This is a genomic window from Gimesia chilikensis (assembly GCF_008329715.1).
In the GTDB taxonomy this organism is placed as follows: Bacteria; Planctomycetota; Planctomycetia; order Planctomycetales; family Planctomycetaceae; genus Gimesia; species Gimesia chilikensis.
Genome location: NZ_VTSR01000014.1, coordinates 193,177 through 213,804 on the forward strand (window position 1 = coordinate 193,177; position 20,628 = coordinate 213,804).

Annotated in this window: 19 protein-coding genes; 11 read left to right on the forward strand and 8 right to left on the reverse strand. The window is 54.5% G+C overall.

Translation table 11 applies throughout. The features are described from left to right. Positions 1-603: 603 nt before the first annotated feature. A complete protein-coding gene (locus tag FYZ48_RS19095; RefSeq protein ID WP_149343287.1) occupies positions 604-1,620 on the reverse strand; it encodes an endonuclease/exonuclease/phosphatase family protein in 1,017 nt (338 codons plus the stop codon). A gap of 130 nt (positions 1,621-1,750) precedes the next feature. Further along, the gene (locus FYZ48_RS19100) at positions 1,751-3,223 is read right to left on the reverse strand and encodes a purple acid phosphatase family protein (protein ID WP_242022709.1); all 1,473 of its coding nucleotides are present in this window, start codon (positions 3,221-3,223) and stop codon (positions 1,751-1,753) included. Positions 3,224-3,464: 241 nt separating this feature from the next. Here FYZ48_RS19100 and FYZ48_RS19105 point away from each other — a divergent pair, with 241 nt between their 5' ends. The 3 genes from FYZ48_RS19105 (at position 3,465) to FYZ48_RS19115 (ending at position 4,901) form a co-directional block, all read left to right on the forward strand. After that, on the forward strand, positions 3,465-3,926 hold the full coding sequence (locus tag FYZ48_RS19105) for an SMI1/KNR4 family protein (protein ID WP_149343291.1): 462 nt from the start codon (positions 3,465-3,467) through the stop codon (positions 3,924-3,926). 136 nt (positions 3,927-4,062) lie between these two features. Further along, positions 4,063-4,461, forward strand: a complete 399-nt coding sequence (locus tag FYZ48_RS19110) for a hypothetical protein (protein ID WP_149343293.1) — start codon at positions 4,063-4,065, stop codon at positions 4,459-4,461. Between the two features lie 104 nt (positions 4,462-4,565). Further along, the gene (locus tag FYZ48_RS19115; RefSeq protein ID WP_149343295.1) at positions 4,566-4,901 is read left to right on the forward strand and encodes a hypothetical protein; all 336 of its coding nucleotides are present in this window, start codon (positions 4,566-4,568) and stop codon (positions 4,899-4,901) included. A 104-nt stretch (positions 4,902-5,005) separates the two neighbouring features. On the opposite strand, the gene FYZ48_RS19120 is transcribed toward FYZ48_RS19115, so the two are convergent. Next, positions 5,006-6,433, reverse strand: a complete 1,428-nt coding sequence (locus FYZ48_RS19120) for a sulfatase (protein ID WP_149343297.1) — start codon at positions 6,431-6,433, stop codon at positions 5,006-5,008. Between the two features lie 293 nt (positions 6,434-6,726). Between FYZ48_RS19120 and FYZ48_RS19125 the strand changes: the two genes are divergently transcribed. The 5 genes from FYZ48_RS19125 to FYZ48_RS19145 all read left to right on the forward strand — a co-directional run bounded on the left by FYZ48_RS19125 (position 6,727) and on the right by FYZ48_RS19145 (position 10,603). Next, the gene (locus tag FYZ48_RS19125) at positions 6,727-7,194 is read left to right on the forward strand and encodes a hypothetical protein (RefSeq protein ID WP_149343299.1); all 468 of its coding nucleotides are present in this window, start codon (positions 6,727-6,729) and stop codon (positions 7,192-7,194) included. Positions 7,195-7,310: 116 nt separating this feature from the next. Beyond that, positions 7,311-8,039: an endonuclease/exonuclease/phosphatase family protein gene (locus FYZ48_RS19130; RefSeq protein ID WP_187782109.1), complete on the forward strand. Its 729-nt coding sequence runs from the start codon at positions 7,311-7,313 to the stop codon at positions 8,037-8,039. Position 8,040: 1 nt separating this feature from the next. Next, positions 8,041-9,669 carry a phospholipase D-like domain-containing protein gene (locus FYZ48_RS19135; protein ID WP_149343303.1) on the forward strand — a complete coding sequence of 543 codons (1,629 nt, stop codon included), beginning with the start codon at positions 8,041-8,043 and terminating at the stop codon, positions 9,667-9,669. An 83-nt stretch (positions 9,670-9,752) separates the two neighbouring features. Further along, complete coding sequence (locus FYZ48_RS19140) at positions 9,753-10,151, forward strand: hypothetical protein (protein WP_149343305.1); 399 nt, start codon at positions 9,753-9,755, stop codon at positions 10,149-10,151. Beyond that, entirely contained in the window at positions 10,151-10,603 is a 453-nt protein-coding gene (locus FYZ48_RS19145) for an SMI1/KNR4 family protein (RefSeq protein ID WP_149343308.1), read from the forward strand. The genes FYZ48_RS19140 and FYZ48_RS19145 overlap by 1 nt, the downstream gene beginning before the upstream one ends. Positions 10,604-10,622: 19 nt before the next feature. Here FYZ48_RS19145 and FYZ48_RS19150 read toward each other — a convergent pair whose 3' ends face one another. The 3 genes from FYZ48_RS19150 to FYZ48_RS19160 form a co-directional block, all read right to left on the reverse strand. After that, a complete protein-coding gene (locus tag FYZ48_RS19150) occupies positions 10,623-11,903 on the reverse strand; it encodes an excinuclease ABC subunit UvrC (RefSeq protein ID WP_145443536.1) in 1,281 nt (426 codons plus the stop codon). A gap of 175 nt (positions 11,904-12,078) precedes the next feature. Continuing rightward, entirely contained in the window at positions 12,079-13,194 is a 1,116-nt protein-coding gene (locus FYZ48_RS19155; protein ID WP_149343312.1) for a carboxylate-amine ligase, read from the reverse strand. A 4-nt stretch (positions 13,195-13,198) separates the two neighbouring features. Beyond that, positions 13,199-14,476, reverse strand: coding sequence for a M20 metallopeptidase family protein (locus FYZ48_RS19160; RefSeq protein ID WP_187782110.1), 1,278 nt, complete (start codon positions 14,474-14,476; stop codon positions 13,199-13,201). A gap of 224 nt (positions 14,477-14,700) precedes the next feature. Here FYZ48_RS19160 and FYZ48_RS19165 point away from each other — a divergent pair, with 224 nt between their 5' ends. The 3 genes from FYZ48_RS19165 to FYZ48_RS19175 all read left to right on the forward strand — a co-directional run bounded on the left by FYZ48_RS19165 (position 14,701) and on the right by FYZ48_RS19175 (position 18,224). Continuing rightward, positions 14,701-16,230: a N,N-dimethylformamidase beta subunit family domain-containing protein gene (locus FYZ48_RS19165; protein WP_149343316.1), complete on the forward strand. Its 1,530-nt coding sequence runs from the start codon at positions 14,701-14,703 to the stop codon at positions 16,228-16,230. Between the two features lie 534 nt (positions 16,231-16,764). Continuing rightward, positions 16,765-17,709, forward strand: a complete 945-nt coding sequence (locus FYZ48_RS19170; RefSeq protein ID WP_149343319.1) for a DUF1559 domain-containing protein — start codon at positions 16,765-16,767, stop codon at positions 17,707-17,709. Between the two features lie 35 nt (positions 17,710-17,744). Continuing rightward, positions 17,745-18,224 carry a carboxypeptidase-like regulatory domain-containing protein gene (locus tag FYZ48_RS19175; RefSeq protein WP_149343321.1) on the forward strand — a complete coding sequence of 160 codons (480 nt, stop codon included), beginning with the start codon at positions 17,745-17,747 and terminating at the stop codon, positions 18,222-18,224. An 89-nt stretch (positions 18,225-18,313) separates the two neighbouring features. Here FYZ48_RS19175 and rpiB read toward each other — a convergent pair whose 3' ends face one another. Together rpiB and FYZ48_RS19185 are read right to left on the reverse strand one after the other, a co-directional pair. Beyond that, positions 18,314-18,775, reverse strand: a complete 462-nt coding sequence (gene rpiB, locus FYZ48_RS19180; RefSeq protein ID WP_145036724.1) for a ribose 5-phosphate isomerase B — start codon at positions 18,773-18,775, stop codon at positions 18,314-18,316. 148 nt (positions 18,776-18,923) lie between these two features. Then, positions 18,924-20,186 carry a PQQ-like beta-propeller repeat protein gene (locus FYZ48_RS19185; protein ID WP_242022711.1) on the reverse strand — a complete coding sequence of 421 codons (1,263 nt, stop codon included), beginning with the start codon at positions 20,184-20,186 and terminating at the stop codon, positions 18,924-18,926. Positions 20,187-20,628: the final 442 nt, after the last annotated feature.

The following is a 20,628-nucleotide window of genomic DNA, read 5'->3' on the forward strand; positions in this document are numbered from 1 at the left end:
TGACAAAACAACCGGCGGATACAGCTCATACGTGAAGCGCATCACCGGTGAGACGGAGATTCATCCAGGATATTCAAGAGTGCGGGCCTGGCGGCCTGATCCGTTCACGTCGCCGGGCAGTCATTGCCACGTGCCGCTCAAGGGAACCCGCATCCGGAGATTCTGAGTGAGGTTATATCTAATGTTGTTTATGTGATTGATTTCGAAACTGGAGTCGATCGGCGGGTGAATCGCCCGCGAGCTTACACCAGATTGGCTCAGAACTTCCTGTGAAGAAGAATGATTCTTAACAATAGCAGAAGGTGTGCCAAAACGCTGCTGATAACCCGATTTACTGTCACAATCGGCTCCCTGCTGACCCCGCAACGGATGTTTTGGACACCCGGAAGCAGAGGTACGGGATTTTCACCACTTATTCCCCCTGAAATAGAGCCCTTCCGACCTTGCAACCTGCGGACGCCCAATCTGGAGAAAATTGTCTGTTGCTGGAAAGACAACCGGCAAACTGTGCCTGCCCGGAGAGCAGATGCCGAGAATGCGCGCAATTCATGCACGGAAAAAAGGCAGTGTGTTTGGCTACGCAAGATGTGTTCGTATGTATATTCAGTCCAGCAGCAGGTCCGCGATCACCGCCCGGTGATCCGTATCTTCCGCTCGCTGAGCGACGACGCGGACTGGCTGATAGCGAGTGCCGCACCGCACCTGGTCTATCCGCAGGAAGGGAACCGCGTTGGTAATCGTGCAGCCCCAGCCCGCTCCTGCGCTCGTAAATGCATCGCGGAGCCGTGGCGGCAGTTCCCGGAATACGGGATCCCGTGGATTGACGTTGAAGTCCCCGCCCACGATCAGTGGCAGGTCTGCAGGAAGCTCTGCGAGTCGGCGACTGAGTGTACGCAGTTCGTCCCGCTGCAGAATCCGCTGATCGCGATACGCACGCCAGCATTCCGGGTTCCACAGATCTGACCGGAATGGAGGCGGTGTGAGTCGTAGCGAAACCACGGCGATCTCGCGGCCCGTCTGCAGGCGCACTTTGCCGATCACAAAGCTGACCGTCGATGCCAGCGGCTGGATCGGCGTGCGACTCAAAATCGAAGAATCCACACCCGCCAGCAGGCCTGCATTCTCTCCCAGGAGTGGCTGGCTGATGTCGCGGAGTTGAATCACACTCGGCGTTTCCTGGATCAGAATCAGGTCCGCCTCATATTGTTCGAGTGCCGCCACCGCGCGACTGCTGCCATGTGCATTGAGTGAGATAACCCGCAATGGAACCCGCTCTCCCGCCTGTGTGCGCCAGGCCGGATCAGCACTCTTCCAGATCCCACGCCAGAGACTGAGCGGCGTATCCGCAAACACCACCAGGAAGAGGAACCAGAGCCCGATCGAAGCCAGGGCGAAACGTCTGCGTTTCGCCCGTAACAACATCAGCGCCAGTCCCACACCACAGCCAAACCAGCACCAGCTCGGATAAACCGTCACCGCAGCACACGCATCCGGCTGCCAGGCATAACAGACACTGAGTCCGATCCACAGTAGTACCGTGATGGCGGCAGTGATCCGCGCGACAACCCGATCCAGCCTGCTGTCAGGGCGGGACTCAGATTGATGCGTAGTCTCGATCATATTGGGACAGACTTGATTTCAGCAGAGACGATAGACGGAAGAAACAGTCTCTGAAATTATAAAGCCTGCAGTCATCAACGTCAGTAGGGAATGAAGAGTTTTCGTGCCCACTTCAATTCCGTTGTTCTACCTACTCATGCAGCGGCGGTGCCTGATCCTCGAACACGTTTTTCCCCGCTTTGTTCTTGGTGATCGTGAATTGATCGTACAATTTGCCGGTCACCGTTTTGGCCTGATAGACCAGACGATCCTGCTCGACGGTAATCACCTGATACAACTGCTTGCCCTGGGCGCGGCGGCGGAAGGGATCTGTCTGAATCGCTTCGGCGGGGTACTGCTTTAATTCATACATCTTCGGGCCACTGACGGAGACCACATACACGGGGCCGCCCGACTGATCCGCCACCCGCAGGCCGGTCGCCACGTTCTCTTCGGTTTCGAGTTGACGACTCAACTGCAGCGATATCGGTCCGGTCCGTCCGTAGCTGTGATCGTGTCCCTGCAGGACGAGGTCCACATGATACTTTTCATACAGCCGCTGCCAGGTCTTACGGAGTTCGGGATTATCGCGTTTCACGCTGGAGGAATAGATCGGGTGATGGTGCGTCAGAATCGTCCAGCGATTCGGGTTGTCGCTTAAGACTTTCTTCAGCCACTCGGTCTGGGCTTCAATCTCCCGGTTCGAATCCAGGCCGATGATCCGCACGCCCTGTACGTCGACGTAGAATATATTTTCTATAGAACCCTTTGGCCCGTTATCGGGGAACTCAAAGCGTTGTCCCCAGCGACGGCTGAGTGTCTTGGGCAGCGACTCCTCCCCCTCAGGTTTCTCCGCAAACGGATCGCGCGCATATTCGTGATTGCCGGGGACCGCCAGTTGGGGGATTGAAGAAAAGATGCCACTGCCGGCGTAAAACCATTCGCCCCATTCCTGGTCGTGATTGCCATGATTTACCAGATCGCCGGCATGCAGCATGAAAGTCATCCGCGGGGCATCGCGGTACGATTCCCGAATCAGCCGCGACCAGTGACTTTTTACATCGTTCTGTGCATCGCCGACGTACACAAACCGGACCGGCGCCACCACGTCTCCTGTCGATTTCTGTGCAGTGCGATACTGAGTCCATTCACTCCAGGCGTACTCCGCAGTCAGCGGTTCCACGTCTTCCTGATCTGCTTTGGAAAGCGGAACAGTTCTGCGGCTGCCCACGCGATAGACGTATAACGTGTTCGGCTTCAGATCTTTAAAAGTCGCAGCATGCATGTGCACGGTTCCCAGGTTCGTTTTGAGAGGCGACGTCTTACCCGGGATGAGACGGGCCTGCTTAACGAACTGCGGGCCCGCTTCGGCGGGCGCAATTTCAGCAACCGCATCGGCTCCCGCTTTACTCCGCCAGGTGACGGAAAAGGAGCGGGCAGGGTCCTGCTTCCACGAAAGCAGAATGCGGTCCGGTACATCGGTGGCGACCGGCAGCGTCGGCTCGACAATCATCTTCTCGTAGTTTTTCTTATGTTCCCAGCGGGATTTCTCTTCACCCAGGACAGGAAGAGTCAGACTGCAGCAGACTGTCAACAGACACAGACAGGAAGTCAATTTCAACACGGGACGCATCTTTCTGATTTCGAATCAACGGGTTCGCTTATGCAGGTACGATTTGAATTCCGGGCGGGAAACGATCCAGGATTGAAAACCACTCAACCGATGCTGGATCGTTCGGAATCAGATGAGTGTAACAGATCGGGAGACGGGAATAATGAATCTTGTGTTATAAATCGGCAGAGATCTGCTATTATGATTGCGATCTCTGTTCCCCCAGTCCAGCAACAGCTCACAGGATGACTGCATGGCCCACAATGACGATATCAAGCAACTGTTGAATCAGGCCGACGCTTTCATCGCCGGCGGACAGTCGGACGAAATGATCGCAGCCGCTGAGGCTCGGCTGGGAGTCACCTTTCCTGCTTCCTTCCGCGCGTACCTGTCGCAGTGGGGGAATCTGAGTTTTAACGGCTATGAATACTACGGCCTGACGCGGAATACTGATTTCGATCACTCCGGCATTCCCAACTGTGTCTGGTTTACCTTACGCAAACGGGAACAGATCGGGCTGCCGGCATCCTTGGTCATTTTCCGCAACGAAAACGATGAGCAGTATTTTTGTCTCGATACCGCTCAGAGACGAAGCGACAACGAGTGCCCCGTCATCATCTGGGATCACATCGCTGGCGAAATCTCACAGACCCTGAACGCGAGTTTCAGCGAATTTCTGCAGGAAGAACTGACCGAGTGGCTCGATGAAATGTGATGCGTTCTGCTTTTCTGTTAGTTCTGATGAACCTTTGGAGTACAGGGCGGGATCAGATTTTCAATGAATCACTCTGAGGAATTTAGTAGTATAGCATTTCCCTCATTACAGATCATGGAACTACAGGAGCACAGCGATGGTCTTTCTGGATATATTGAAAAATAATGCAGGGGTGTTTCTTGTTCCCTTTGTGAATAAACCTCAGGGAGCGAGCGTGGCCCGGGGAAAACTGCAGCGTTTTTCGGAAGAGTCGTTTCTCTCAACCGGCGGGACTGCGGTGGTCAAGATCGTGAACGACTTCTATACCCTTCCCTGGGAAGATACGGAACCTTCCGAATTATATAACGAAATGACTTCTCAAGCCCGCAACGCGTTTCTCAAAAAGTCTCTGAAGTTAGTTGTTGTGGGCAAAAAAGGGACCGGCCAGATCCAGCTGGCTACCGAAGCAAACGATCGATCAGAACCGCTTTCTCTGGACGAACCGGATCTGATTGCTTCCGAGATTCTGAAATGGTTTGATTTCAAATTTCGATAAATACTAAAAGAGATGACTTAGACTCTGCGGACAGCGTTGTTTAAAGAGTGAGGCCAGCGATTGAATCATATGGTATCAAGCCAACCATAGAAGGAGAGCCAGTCATGGACATCAGCGATGCAGAGCTGATTCTGCGCGACGCTACAATTAATAGCGATGGTACCTACACGATTCTTCGGCTGGGGCAGGATCCGGGAGTCGAAGCGCTGCATTCTTTGTATTCCGCTCTGCATCTGATTCGCCGAAGATATGCCGATGACCAATACATACCACATCAGATTGCCTATTACTGTGGCATTATTCTGAATTTCGCTAGCGAATGCCTGCAAAACTTGAAGTCGACAGGGGCAGCAAAACATCTGTTTCATTCCGTATATGATCTGGAAATGGCAGCTTTTAATACATTGGCTGGTAGGATTGCTGACGAATGGAGTGTTTAAACAGCTTACTCCTGTCTATCACGCAGTTTGCAGGCGGAGTCGGTTTGCAATGGATTATAGAATCACATTGAGTGTGATCTTACGCAAAACTTACAGCGGCGATCTCACTTCCGCCGCTCTGGATTCTCCTGTGGAAAACTCGCATCGACGCCTTTCAGCCAGGCGTGCAACTGCTTCCACAACTGTTGTGCCTGCTCTGGTTTCTGTTTTGACAGATCGGTCGTCTCTGACGGATCCCGGCTGAGGTCATACAGCTCATTGCGATCGTCTTCGTAGTAATGAATCAGCTTCCAGTTCCCGGCCCGCATTGCGCTGGCGGGGGTGGTCGTCGGATAGTAATGCGGGTAATGGAAGTGTAGCCGGTCCCGTTTTAGTTTCTGAGTTGAACCTGTGAGCAGCGGCTTCAGCGAAACCCCGTCCCGCTGTTCCTGGTCTGCTTGCAGTTCCAGCAGGTCGATCAACGTCGGGTACAGGTCTGATGTCACTACCGGTTCCGCGGAGACACTCCCCGCCGTCGTCACGCCCGGCCAGCGGACGAGCAGGGGAATGCGGATTCCCCCCTCATACAGCGACCCTTTCCCCGAACGGAGCGGGTGATTGTTCGTGACCGTCTTGCCTTCATACTGGTTGATGAAACCGCCGTTGTCCGACATCAGAAGCACCGCGGTATTGTCGGCCAGTTTCAACTCTTCCAGCGTTTTCAGAATCCGGCCCACGTTCTCATCCAGGCTGGCCACCATCGCTGCGTACTCCGCGTTTTGCCAGGGAGAGTCCGGCTGGATTTTTTTCTCGTACGCTTTCACCACATCCAGCTTTCCCTCGATGGGTGTGTGCACCGTGTGATAAGCCATGTTCAGAAAAAAGGGACGCTTACCGCTAGCCGATGATTTCAGCAGGCGGATCGCTTCGTCCGTCAGCCGATCGGTCAGGTAGTCGTCCTGGTCACTTCGCTCCAGCACTCCCGGCACATAACGGAACTCATGTCCGTAATGTCTGTCTCCGGCAAAGGGATAAAAGAACGTCTGCGGTGCGCCCCACAGTGTGCCGCCGATGTTGACTTCAAAGCCATGACTCTCAGGGTAAAAGCCCGCTTCCCCCAGATGCCATTTGCCCACGTGTAGCGTCCGGTAACCCGCCTGGTGCAGCCGTTCGGCGATCGTGGTTTCAGTATGCGTCAGGTTGGGTAGCGACTTCCCTTCGATCAGCGGCCGCTTTGTTTTGCGGTGCGACTTGGCCTGTTCGTGCCAGACGGTCATCTTCAGCCGGGCCGGATTCTTGCCCGTCATCAGCGAGGCCCGTGTCGGACTGCAGACCGGCGACGCCGCGTACGCCTGCGTGAACTTCATGCTCTCTTGCGCCAGTCGATCAATGTGCGGCGTCTGGTGTAACGTATTCCCGTAACAGGCCAGATCGTGGGCACCGAGATCATCGACGATAATATAGACCACATTCAACGGTGCCGCGGTCACAACCATAGGCACGGCCAGCAGAAACACCACAAACCAGAACACTCTCCCGGCGAAGCGCACCATCGGGGACTCCTCTGTCGTTTACATAACTCGTTGAAAAGAAAGTCAATTCGGCAGCAATCTGAATTTTAACCGAACGTGGAGTGGTTCGCGAATGAAATGACAACGAGCGCCCGCTCTCTGACAATTCAGTTCGTGACAGATCAGCAAGCAGGCTGCGCGGTCAGAAACCAGTATTTCCACCAGATCGGGCCGATCAGGCACTGGCATGTGTTTTGCGACAGTCTGTCACACAGAGGCGATTGCGGCTGTAGCCGCTTTAAAAAGAATCCCTCACCAACAAAAAGGAGAACGCCATGAAATATGTAACCCCCTGTTGTCTGTGTCTCAGTCTGTTCCTGGTCGCTTGTGCGAACGAGGATACCTCTGAAACGGTTGTCGTGAAGAAGCCTGTTGCTGACCCGGTAACCGATGAGGATGTATCGCGGGAATTCGGCGAAGCCTACGACACCACCAAAGAGTTCACGCAGCAGAAGCACGATGAGTACGCGGCTAAGCTGGATGAGCAGCTCGAAGAACTGAACGCCAAAATCGACAAGCTGCAGGAGAAGGGCAGCGATCTCAAAGATGATGCGAAGGTCAAGTGGAACGAGCAGATGGACGAGCTGAAAGTCCAGCGCGACCACGTAAGTGAGAAACTCGAAGAGTTTAACAACGCCTCTGCGGATGCCTGGGAAGGTCTCAAACAGGATCTGGATACCGCCTGGGAAAATCTGGAGAACTCCTTCGATAATGCTGAAAATGAAATTGACGAGGAAGTTTAACAGGAACTTCCGGAGACACCCGCTGGTCTCCCGTTGCGGTAGCTCAATAGCGCAGACGGAAGATCAGGGTGTCCTCTCTTGAAAGGGACAATGTGCAGAGAGACTCACTCCGCTTTGTGTCATACAATATTCATTCGTGCCGCTCAGCCAGGCTGGAACCTTCTCTGGATGACGTGGTGGATGTGCTTGGTGATGCTCAGCCGGACGTGGTCGCTCTGCAGGAAGTTGATGTAAATTGTCCCCGCACAGATCAAATCCATCAGGCAGAGGAAATCGGTCGGCAGTTGCAGATGACGCCGCACTTCTTCAGTCTGGTAGACTGGACCCGGTTTCAAAGTCGACACGAAAAGCAGGGACGCTACGGATTGGCTTTTCTGTCGCATAAAGACTTACGGCTGATCGATTCCCGGGAGTTTTACCTGCCTCTGCTGAGCCCGTTAAGCGAACCGCGGGGTGTCTTTCAGATACAGGCAGAGTGGCAGGGGAAATCGATCTCGATCCTGAACACGCATTTAAGCGTGCACCGCCGGGAAAATCAGCTCCAGATGCAAGCCCTGTGTGAGTTGATTCAGCAGGCCGGTACCGAACACGAGGCATCGATCCTGCTGGGGGATTTCAATACAACCGGGCGGTCGCGGGCGATCAGAAGGCTTCGCACCCTGATGTCAGAGTGCATTCCGACAGGAAAGCCGCGTGCCACTTTCCCCAGCCGTTTTCCATTGCTACAATTAGATCGTATTTTTACGGGCGGGGCTCTGGAACCTCAGCCCAGCCAGGTACTCGCCTCTCCGGGCGCGCGTCAAGCCTCTGATCATTTTCCTGTTCAAGTGGAATTAAAACTTTAAAATGAGTCGAAGCAGTTCGGCCTCTTCCGTGCTTTCCTCTTTTCTGGTCCCTGCCAGCGGGCATCGATGCATACCGCTGAGTGAAGGACTTTCTGCATTCGACTGCCGCAAACGACTGATCCGGCAGGCGCAGCATCGCATCTGGTTCAGTACCTTTCTCTGGCGGAATGACCGTGCGGGCAACTTCCTGGTCAACGAACTCGAACGCCGTGCCCGGGAAGGTGTGGAAGTACGGATCCTGCTCGACCATTGGGTCACGCTGCAATCAGAAGACTCAATTTTACCACGCCTGCGTCAGCTCGCAGCTTCGAGTGAGGTTGAAGTACGGCTGTTTAACCCCGTTGTAGAGAAGATGGAACCCGGGGATGTGGAAGTCATGTGGGCGGCGGCGCTTTCAGGCGAAACGTTGAACCGCCGGATGCACGGTAAAATCGCCTTGTTTGACGATGCCTGCGTCATCCTGGGAGGCCGCAATCTGGGTGACGAGTATTTCGACATGCACCGTTTCCGCTGTTTTACCGATACGGAAATTCTGGTCAGCGGTCCCGTCGTCCCCGAAGCACACGACGCGTTTGCACGTTTCTGGGATCACGATCTGAGTGTGAACCTGCTGGATTTCGCAACGGAGCAAGAGGCTGCCCCGGCACAGTCAGATACAAATACCACGGCCGATTTGCCGGAACCATTTTCGACTATCGCAGCAGAGTGTTGCCCCGACTATACCGCACGCCTCTTTGAACCTCGCTCAATCAAATTCTGTTATGATCAGCCTCATGTCGACACCCGGTTACCCGACGAGACCGGGAACCGGCTGGAAGAGGCCCTGGCTTCCGCCCGGAAAAGTATTCATCTCACTTCGCCGATTACGATCTTTCCTCTTGCATGGTTCGAGCGACTGGAAAAACTGCGCGAACAAAACGACGCATTTCTGCTCTCGATTGTTACAAACAGCCTGGTTTCCACAGACAACCTTTACACCTATGCGGCGGGACTCAAACAACGAAAAAAGCTGCTCAACTTGTTCCACGCAAATCTGCATGAAATACGCGCAGTCCCCGAAGATGCAGTCGATGTCATTCCCAGCTTTCCAAGGCTTGCTGATGAGAATCAGAAAACGGACGAACAGCCGGCCTCCGGCTTTGGAGCCAATCCCTTTGAGTATGAGCAACTTCACACGACCCTGCACTGCAAGTATTTCATCATTGATGGCACAAAGACAGTACTTGGCTCACCCAATCTGGATCCCCGTTCGTTGTATATCAACACGGAACTGCTGCTGCTGATCGAAGATGAAGCACTCAGCCAGTATTACCTGGAGCACCACAATCGGTTGCGGTATAACACGAACAGCTGGATCATCGCCCGTCGGCCGGACGAAACGCTCTGGACCCGCTTAACGGGCCTGATTTCGTTCAAGCAGCCACGCGATGACGCCATCGGAGCGCATCGACCCGGCTACTGCTTCACCCCCGGGGAAGGCACCGTCAAAGAAATCCCCGATCCCCTGGCCGCCGATTTCTACGAACGCTACCAGGCCTGCGGCGTCTATCCGGGAATCAACGATTCCGACGAAAAAGTCGAACTCTTCCTGACCGAGAATCTGTCCTATCTGTTTCGCGATTCGTTGTAATGGTGGGAGTGGCACGTGTCTATCCCGTTGTAAAATTCTAAGATGAACTTGTTGAATCAATCTTTAATCCAGATAGAACATCAATGGAATTCGAGACTTCAGAAATTACTGTTTATGAATATCGTTGGGGACGGCGGCTGTGTGGTTTTGCTTTAACAAGAGATTCTGCGGTAGAAGGAGTACAGAATCATTATCTGTATGGAGAACGGGAAAATACTGAAGCTGACAGCTTCCTAGGGACGAAATGGGCGGAAAGTAATGATGGTGATGGCTGGTGGATAGAGCCGAAAACTGTTTTCGCAGTGAAGCTTCCAGGGAATTTGAAGGGAAATTTTGCCGAAGGTGAAACGGCACACCTGATCTGGCAATGCCCGCATTGTGGAGAATATTACTCAGATGATACTGCCGAGGACACAGCATCACCTCAATTAGTCTGTTGTTCCTGCAGCAGGGTTAAGAAATACTATCTGGTGGAATTCTAATGTCGAAAGCTGAGAGATTAAATGAACGCCTGGTTCAAGCAGAACTCTGCCCTCCTGATGAAATAAGAGGATGCTCGCAGAAGCAACTCAGGCAAATAGAAAAATGTGCGGGGGCACCACTCCCTGTAGATTATCTGGAAACTCTGTCGCTCATTGGCTGCGCTGCAGGACATTTCATGAGTGATCTGGACTTTTTCTATCCAGCCATGCTCTCTTTAAACGATCAGACAAGAGAACTGATTGCCGAGTCAATTTCTCTCCCCGAAGACGCCTTCGTCTTTGCCGACCGGTATGGCGAACAGATCCTCTTCTTCAGACTGGCTGAAAAAAAGAAGGGAGCCGTTTATAAATGGAGCGATGAAGAACCGGAGCAGTTTTTGAAAGTGTTCAATTCATTTGGAGAATTTCTCGAAGAAGAACTGACAGCTCATGAAATGCAGGCGGGCGACTGATGGCGGATAAAATTCCACCTCACTCATCAAAATGCGATTTCTTCCGCAGCAGGTGATGGTAATGCTGGGCGAAGCGGTGCGATTCGTCGCGGACGTATTGCAGCAGTCTTAAGCCGTAGGAATGCCGGCTCAGGCGGCGGGGTTCGACTTCGCCCGGGACGAAGACCTCTTCTTCGCGTTTGGCCAGGGAGATTGTGAACGGGGGCTCGACCCCCAGTTCGCGCATCGCGGTCATCGCGGCGTTGAGCTGACCTTTGCCGCCGTCAATCAGCAGGATGTCGGGAAACGATTCCCCCTCCTGGTGCAGGCGCCGGATGCGTCGGCTGACCACTTCGCGGATCGAGGCAAAATCGTCGATCCCTTTGACGGTGCGAATCTTGAACCGCTTGTAACCATGCTTGAAGGGCAGGCCGTCGATGAACTGCACCAGGCTGGCCACCGTTTCGCCCCCCTGCAGGTGCGCGATGTCGACCCCCTCGATCCGTCGCGGCAGTTCGGCCAGGCCGAAGACTTTCTTCAACCCCTGCATGCCTTTCTTCGGGTCAATGTAAAACACCTCGGGTTGCGCATGGTCTTCCAGGTTGCCCCGCAGGTTGATGTTGTCCAGCAGCTCGATTTCATCCCGCAGCCGCGCCGCTTTCTCGTAGAGTCGCTGTTCGGACGCCGCCAGCATCTCCTTCCGCATCTCTTTCAGCAGCCGGTCCTTCTTGCCGTCCAGAAACAGTTTCAGCTTGTTGATGTCCTTGCGGTAGTCCTCTTTGCTGATCCGCAGATTGCAGGGTGCCGTGCACTGATTGATGCTGTGCAGCAGACAGGGACGGAACCAGCGCCACTTCTCGTCCCCCTCATCGATGTCCAGCGAACAGTTGCGGAACCGGAAGATCTTCTGCAGCACCGTGATCGCCCCCCGCAGCTGTTTCGCGTTGGTGAAGGGGCCATAGAGCTTCGTCCCTTTACTCTGCGGTGTGCGGGTGAATTCGACGCGGGGAAAATCTTCGCGGGTAGTGATCTCCAGGTAGGGGAAGGTCTTGTCGTCTTTGAGTTCGGAATTGAAGCGGGGCCGAATATCCTTGATCAGCCGCGCTTCGAGCAGCAGGGCGTCGACCTCGGTCTCGGTCTCCAGATAATCGATGTCCGCGATTTCGGTCACCAGTTCCGCCGTCCTGCGTTCGACCGCTGCCGCCTGGGTGAAATAACTCGACGCGCGGCTTTTGAGGTTCACCGCTTTTCCCACATAAATCACGCGGCCCTGCGCATCCTTCATCAGGTACACACCCGGCGTGGTCGGAAACGTACGCACTTTCTCGTGGGGTGTCTGCGGAGTTTCCCCGCTCGACGCGGACGTCGTTTCAACGGTGGGAGTTTCTTCTGGAGACTGAGGGTCTGAATCAGACACGAAATCAGATTCCTGCAAACGCGGGGTGACAGTTCGAATGGATCGCGGACTAAACGATTATAGAAGCGGCGTCATGAAATCAGAAGAGGCTATTTTCCTCGATCATCCGTTTCACGACTTCCCGTTTATCATTGGTCTCTTCCATGATGGCCAACTGCCGCTTGGCACCGGAGTTATGAACCAGATCGTAGATCCGCTGTAATTCGTCCGTACACTCCAGACGTTCCGACATCGGAGAGACCAGGTCGACCAGGTGCGTCGTCGAATCGAGTACCGAATACAGCTGGTAACTGTCACTGTTGACCAGGCTCGCGTCGATGCCGTAGCGGGTCGCCCGCCACTTGTTCTGCTGCACCATCATCGGGTGATGCTGCAACTGGTAGGCGCCTTCGTCGATTTCATCCGAAATGCATTTCACCAGGCACTGCACGAACGCGGCGATCGACAGCACCTGCTCCAGGTTGGCCGGCATGTCGCACACGCGGATTTCCACGGTGCCGAAATTATGATGCGGACGGATGTCCCACCAGATTTCGCGGATCGTATTGATGAACCCCGTACTGATCAGGTGGTTGATCAGCCACGTGTATTCGCTGTAGTTCCGCATGTTCGGCGGCAGCCCCGCGGTCGGCAGGCCTTCCATGATCTTGGAGCGGTTCGAATGCAGGCCCGTGTTGCGGTTCTCCCAGAACGGCGAGTTCGACGAGAGTGCCAGCAGCAGTGGCAGGTAACGCAGCATCCGGTCGCAGACCATCACCGCTTTGTCGCCCGAATCAACGCCCACATGCACGTGCAGTCCGAAGGTCACCAGGCGGCGGGCCACGTCCTGCATCAGTTCCACAAGTTCGTAATAACGATCGTTGACCGTTATCTTCTGATCCCGCCAGGAAGAGAAGGGGTGCGTCGCGGCCCAGAACAGCTTCAGCCCCAGCTCGTCGGCGACATTGGTTACCGCTTCCAGTTTGCGTGTCAGGTCTTTGCGGACATCGCTCACCGTCCGACAGACGCCCGTGTTGATCTCCAGGTAGCTCTGCATCAGCTCCGGTTTGATCGACTGGCCCATTCCCTCGGGCAGCCCACTTAACAGTTCCGAAACTGAATTCGAAAGGGCAAACGTCTCCGCATCGACGAGCTGCAGTTCCAGTTCCACACCCAGGGTCGGATAATCGTTACGGGCAAAAGAGAGGGTCCCCATCGTACTAATTCCCTTTTTGGATGAGTTGCGGGTTGAGCGAAAGCAGCAGAGCAGCCTGCAGTAAGATGCGACTTCCTATTTTAAGCACACGCTCATCGATATCGAAATAGGGAGAATGCAAAAACACGGTTTTTTGATCGGGACGGGCACAACCCAGTCGCAACATCGAACCGGGGACATGCTGCAGATAAATGGAAAAATCTTCACCACCCATGCTGGGCAGATCGATCAGACCAACCTGTTCCATGCCCAGCACGTCGATCGACGCCTGTTCCAGGGCAGCCGAAATCGTTTTGTCATTCACGACCGCGGGCAAAGGCGATTTGAACAATACCTCGATCCGGGTGTTCGTACTCTGCGCGACGCCGCTGGCAATATTCTGAATTCGATTGTGCAGGACTTCGCGTGCCTGGTCGTTGGTGGAACGCAGGCTCCCTTTCAGTTCCGCAATTTCGGGAATCACATTCGGTGCCAGCCCCGAGGAGATCTGACCAATGGTGAACACCGCCGGCATACGCGAGTCAATCGAGCGGGGCAGGTTCTGATACAGGCTCGAAATCAGTTGGGCTGCCGTGGTGATCGGATCATTTCCATGATGCGGACGGGCCGCGTGTCCGCCGCGCCCATGAATTTCAAAATGGACTTCATCGCAGAACGCCGTCATCACGCCATAGCGGATGTTTGCCGTTCCTGCCTGGATTTCCGGATCCATGTGCAGCCCGATGATCGCACTCACCCCTTCCAGGGCCCCCTGTTCCACCATCCAGCGGGCACCCATGCAGATCTCTTCTGCCGGTTGAAAAATGAACCGCAGCCGTAATCCCTGGCCCGGCCATTCGCTCTGGAACAACTCCGCAACCCGGTTCGAGGCGAGCGCCACACCCAGGGCAATCGACGTGTGAGCATCATGGCCGCACAGGTGACCGACGCCTGGATTATGCGAGCAGTAATCGACCTCTTTGAGGTCCGTGATCCGCAGGGCATCGATGTCGGCCCGAATCGCGATCAGCGGTGCGTTCTGGGCCGGCGTTCCCAGCGTCATGTCGGCGACCACGCCGATGTCGTTATTCATCAGTCGCGGTTCCAGGCCGATCTCCCGCAGCGTGTTGCAGATCAGTTGCGAAGTCTCTTTTTCTTCCCCGCTGATTTCCGGTTTCTGATGCAGTGTGCGTCGTGTTTGAATGAGTGTTGGCTCGAGCTCGTCCAACTTCTCATGCAGCTGTTTCGTAAGTGACTGATAAAAGGCTCGGCTTTCCGTCTGATCAATTGAGAATGAGGCCACTGAGTACTCCGCGTCGTTGCCATGATGCCGACAGACCGTCTGCGCGACAGCCGATGAATCATGGGCTGATATGAAAATGCATTTATTTGTACTTCTTATTTTAATGAAGTTAAGGTTATCATAAAGGCAGAAGCAGAAAATTAAGCGTCCTAAATAATTATTGGAAACCGCCACACCGAATTTCTGCGACCGAATCGACCACAGCGAATTTAGGAATCAGCAACATGAAAGAGATAGATGCAGATCGCCGGAATCTGTTGAAAGGGGCCGTCGCGACATCGCTGGCTTCACTCGCAGGAAACTTCTCACTCAACAGTGCCCATGCTGCGAAAGCAGACCCCGATTTAATTCATCGGGAAAACCTCAAAGAAGGATCCACCGACTGGCAGCTCACCCGCGTCATGCTCGACAGTCGCAACGGTTTTCGTTCGTCCAAGATTGAAGGCTACTGTTCGAAGCAAAGCGTCGCAGCCGGCGAGCCGATCGACATCATGGTCTCCACCCGACCCGCGCAAGAGTTCAAAATCGAAATCTTCCGCACCGGCTATTACGGCGGCCGCGGTGCCCGGCTGATGACCACACTCGGCCCGTTCGAGGGCAAACCGCAGCCCGTTCCGAAACCGGGTAAAAAGAATCTGCACGAGTGCCACTGGGACTCCGCGGTCACACTGACGATTCCCGATGACTGGCCGAGCGGCGTCTACCTGGGCCGGCTCTCCACACTCAAAGACAAGACCGGTCACGGCTACTGGCAGAGCTATGTCGTCTTCATCGTCAAAGACGATCGCCCTGCGGACATCCTCTTCCAGTGTTCCGATAACACCTGGCAGGCCTATAACAAGTGGCCCAGCAACTATTCGGTCTACACCCACCCTAAAGGCGTTCAGGGGCCCTGGGCCGATGTCAGCTTTGACCGTCCCTATGCCAAGTATGCCCAGATCTATGAGAACCCGCAGTCACTTGGCTCGGGGGAATGGCTCTGCTTTGAATTCCCCTTCGCCTACTGGCTGGAGAAACATGGTTACGATGTGACCTACTGCTCCAACAGCGATATGATCACCCCCGATCACGGACTGAAATGCAAGTCATTCCTCTCGGTGGGCCACGATGAATACTGGGATATTCGCCAGTACGAATCGGCCGTCAAGATGCGCGACGCGGGCGTGAACCTGCTCTTCTTCTCCGGTAATTCCGTCTGTTGGGTCACACCGCTGATGAACAGCACCGACGGGCGTCCCAAACGGATCATGTTCCGCGGCGGTCCTTACGGCGGAAAATACAAATACGCCGTAGACCGTGAGCGAGACAACGGTCCCTTCCCACACCGCGGTCCCGACGAAGGTTACCTGATGGGATCCCGCAATGTCGATCCGGTCAACGGGGGCGGCGACTGGGTCTGCGAATTGCCCGACCACTGGATCTTCGAAGGGACGGGCATGAAAAAAGGAGACTCGATTCCCGGTCTCATCGGCTGGGAATATCACGGCGATCCGCCTCAGGATATTCCCGGACTCGAAGTCGTGGCTAAGGGGACCGCCCTGCAGGGAGGCGTCAATCCACAACAGTGGACCGCCACGATTTACCCCGGCCCGAAGAACAACTTCGTGTTTAACGCTTCGACCATCTTCTGGTGTCAGGACCTCTCCAGCCCGCCCGGGCACATGCTTCCCTGGTCACACTGGTCGCGACCGCACGGTCCCGATGAACGTGTGCAGCGAATTACACACAACATCATCCGCCGCGCGATTTCCTGAAGCAGAGTGAACGACAGCCTCACCACGCCCCGTTTTTACGGGGCGTTTTTTTGTGCAGCACAGTTCTTCGGCAAGATTGATCAGGGCTTCAAACGAATCTCACGAAATCTTCTTACTGCAGCGGGATGTCTCGTTTTTCAGCACTGCAGACTGCTGACAGATCGCCCTGAATACCCTGGTGGGATAGATTGGGGTTCGGTTGTAAGTGTCTTTATCGAAAGCTGTTATGAGTTGGTGTGAGTGACCTTCGAACCACGGACTGCAGAACACATTTTTTCAAAATAAGAGTGCTCTCTACTACCCGGTATTTACCGGCGCTTCATTAAATCTTTCAACAGGCCGGGTATAAAGTATCGCGTTCACAGGCTGAGTTCCCGCTCATTCCGGTTGTGCTGCCTGCACACCACCAACCCGCCGCCGCAGTATCTGGAACTTCAGCAATTTCACTGCCAGGCTCGCAGACTGATTCGATCAGGTGCAAACAGACACACCTGATTTCGTTATTGCTTTATCTCGTTCATGTGAGGAAACCAAATGTTACCCAACGCCTACGCACCCCGACGACGCAACGGCTTCACCCTGATTGAGCTGCTGGTCGTCATCGCGATCATTGCCATTCTGATCGCCTTGCTCCTGCCCGCCGTTCAGCAGGCACGCGAAGCCGCCCGTCGCTCTCAATGCAAAAACAATCTCAAGCAGCTCGCCATCGGCATGCACAACTACCACGATGTCCACGGTCTGCTCCCCTTCGGCTGGGATCAGCGCGGGGCCGGCTGGAGTGCCATGATTCTACCCATGATCGATCGGGCCAACATTTACAACACCCTCATCTTCCAGGAATCAGGTGACGGTAACTGGGACTCCGGATCTGCCAACACCACCGCTGCCAGCACCTATCTCCCCGTACTCGTCTGCCCCAGTGCTCCCATCAAAAAGCACTACAGCTTTAATGGCATCCCGAACCGGGCTCCCTCGACTTACCTCGGGAACTCGGGTTCAGAAGCTTCTTCGGATGATGAATCGACCAAGATCACAGGTACCAGGTCGCTGGAAGACACCACGCAGAACGGTCTGTTCTACGCCTGCAGCAGCGTCGTGCTCCGCGATATCAAAGACGGAACCTCCAATACCTTCATGCTCGGCGAAACACAGACCGACATCGATTTCGGTAAAGACGGGCAGTCCATGGACCACTGGATCATCGGTTCTCCCCAGACTGATCCCTGCGGTTGTAACAACGGCACAGGCGGAACGGAGTTCACCGAATTCGTCGGCTCAGCCTATCCCCGGATGAATGCCCGTCGTACCGAACCGACCGTCAGCGGACATCTGATGGAACTTTCGTACGGCAGCTGGCACGTCGGGGGCGGACACATGGCCTATGCGGATGGCTCGGTTCATTTCCTCTCGGAGAATATGGATCTGAACGTCTACCGCGGCCTGGCTACACGCAATGGCCGGGAAGTCGTAACTCCGTAACATCTATTGCTGATTGATTTTAAAGGTGATCTCTGATGAAACTGTTTCTATTTTCCGGTCGCGCAGTTCGCATGCTGGCGACCCTTTGTCTGCTGAGCGCGACGGTTGGCTGCGGCGGTTCGATCCATCCCGATTACAGCCAGCTCGGTCTGGTCGATGTCTCCGGAACCGTGACCCTCGACGGACAGCCACTGTCTGGTGCCGAGGTCGCGTTCGAAGCTCCCGATGGTACTTACTCCTCGGGCGTGACGGATTTCAGCGGCAATTTCGACCTGATGTTCAACACAGAAAAATCGGGTTGCCTGACCGGTGAAAAAACGGTCCGCATTCGGATGGCCGGTAATCCCGAAGGGATGGGAGAGGCCCCCGACGATGCAGGGAACTCCGATGAAGGGGGCAAGCAGAAACCGGCTCCCGGTAAGATCCCCGCGGCGTACAATCAAGACTCGACCCTCAAAGCGACCGTCGACGCCGATCACACCTCGTTCCAGTTCGATCTCAAAAGCAATCCCTGAGATTGAGGTTCACTGAAGCGACACGTTCAAAAAAAACAGGCTGTGACACCCGGAAGTGTCACAGCCTGTCTGTGTAAGTCGTCCAGTTGTTACTCGTCCAGTTTTTCGATACGTCTCTGGTGACGTCCCCCTTCAAAGGGGGTGCTCAGCCAGATGTCGATGATCTCATATACGTCATGCATCGAGACCATGCGTTCGCCCAGGGAGATCATATTCGCATTGTTGTGCTGTCGTGCCAGTCGGGCTGACTTCTCGTTCCAGCACAAGGCACACCGCACCCCTTTGACCCGGTTGGCGGCAATCGCTTCACCGTTTCCTGATCCTCCCAGCACAATGCCTCGCTCAAACTCACCGGCAGCCACTGCTTTGGCGGCAGGGAAGATGAAGTCCGGGTAATCGACTGACTCGGTCGAATCGGTGCCGAAATCTTCGACCTGGTAGCCCTGTTGCGTCAGGTATTCGATGATTCGTCGTTTATAGCGATAACCGGCGTGGTCGGAGGCGACTACAATTTTTTTAACAGGTTCTTCTGAAGGTACTGGAGCGGTCATGCGTTTGAAATTCTAGTGTCGAGCAATCGTGCAGGGGCGCTCTTCGGACGCGTCGGGCAGGGGTCTCACACGACAGAGACCGCTGTGCCCGCTCACATCGGCAGGGAACGCCGGATCAAATAAAAAGGGTTAACGGTGAATCGAGGTCTTACTTCCCAATCCGGTAGAGTTGTGATTTCGTGCGAATCAGCAGTGTGTCACCGGCGACGGCGTAAGACGCGAGTGTCGGCTCTTTCAGGTGATTGCGGCTGATCTCTTTATAGGTTGTTCCAGGGGCGATGATCGTGGTTTCCCCCTCTTCGCTCTGGAAATAAATCTTGCCATCTGCGAACAGCGGAGAGGCAGAGTAGTTACCGCCCACGCGTTCTTTCCAGTGCAGTTTGCCGGTTTTGGCATCAAAACACTGGGCAATCCCCTTGTCGCTTACTGTATAAAGTTCGTCGCCCACGACCAGCAGGGAAGGCGTATGTGGAATCTGGTTCTTATTGGACCAGGCCAGATGCGTCTCGGTCACATCCCCCTTACCGTCCGGACGAATCGCCAGCAGAGTGGGGCGGTCATAGCTGGTCGTCACGAAGATCAGACCATGACTGTAAATCGGGCGGGGGATTACGGAGTAACCGGTGTAGTCCAGGTGCCAGATCTCTTTACCGTCTTTGGGAGAATGTCCCGAGATCACATCGGTTCCCGGGGCCACAATCTGTTCTTCCCCGTTCACGGTAATCAGCAGCGGCGTAGCGAACGAAAACTTTTTCCGGCCATCTACATTCCGTTCCACCTTCCAGGCGATCTCGCCCGTCTTACGATCCAAAGCGGCGATGAAGTTCGAACCTTTACCGTCGCAGATCACAACCAGTTTATCGTCGACCAGGATCGGCGATCCTCCGTTGCCATGCTGCATCTCATATTTGAGGGCATTTGTCTTCCAGACCACGTCTCCGTCCAATGTCAGGCAGGCGGTGCCGTGCGTACCGAAATGCACATAGAGTACTTTGCCATCCGAAATCGGTGTCGGGCTGGCGTGGCTGTTCTTCTTATGAATCCGTTGTACGGTCTCTTTGGTTTCCTGGAAGATCTCTTTATCCCAGAGAATCTTCCCTGACTCCAGATCCAGGCAGACTACCCGCAGCGACTGCTCGGGCATGGGGCCGTCCCCCTCGGGGACAGCAGTGGTGACGAATACTTTCTCGCCAACAATAATCGGAGACGACCAGCCGACGCCGGGAATCTTGGTATTCCACAGCACATGTTCGGTCGGGCTCCAGGCGGTCGGCAGCGATGTCTGAGAAGAATGTCCCTGGCCGGTCGGGCCACGAAATTCAAACCAGTCCTCAGCTGAGAGCAGGGCAGGGGCAGTGATTACAGAGACGGTTGAGAGTACGCAGAGAGAAATAATTCGGGAAACACTCACGTCAGCAGGCCCTCCTGATTGAGGCTGGGTTAACTGTACCTTTGTTTTGAACGCGCAGGGAAAGACAGATTATCTTGTCACAATAGACAGAGTCTGACAAGTTTTGAGGGCTTTCTCAACGCTGACGTATAGAAGATATTGGAGGCCGGAAAAAGATTTCATCCAGATTTCAAATTTTTCGTAACCAAGTTCATTGACTCTCAGAGCGCGACGGCTATGATTAACGAACCTGAGCTGATTCAGGCGTGCGTAACTCGTTCGCACACCCGATTTAGCTCATGATCTTTGACAAAATGGTTGGTGGCCCCAAATTTTAAGAGTGGATGCCAGAATGTTATGTGATTGTCCTTCGGGAGGATCACAAAACGATTCAGGTCAATTTAAAATTATTGAGCCAATCTGTAGCGCATCAGGCAGGCGACCTGTCGGATGTTGATTGGCG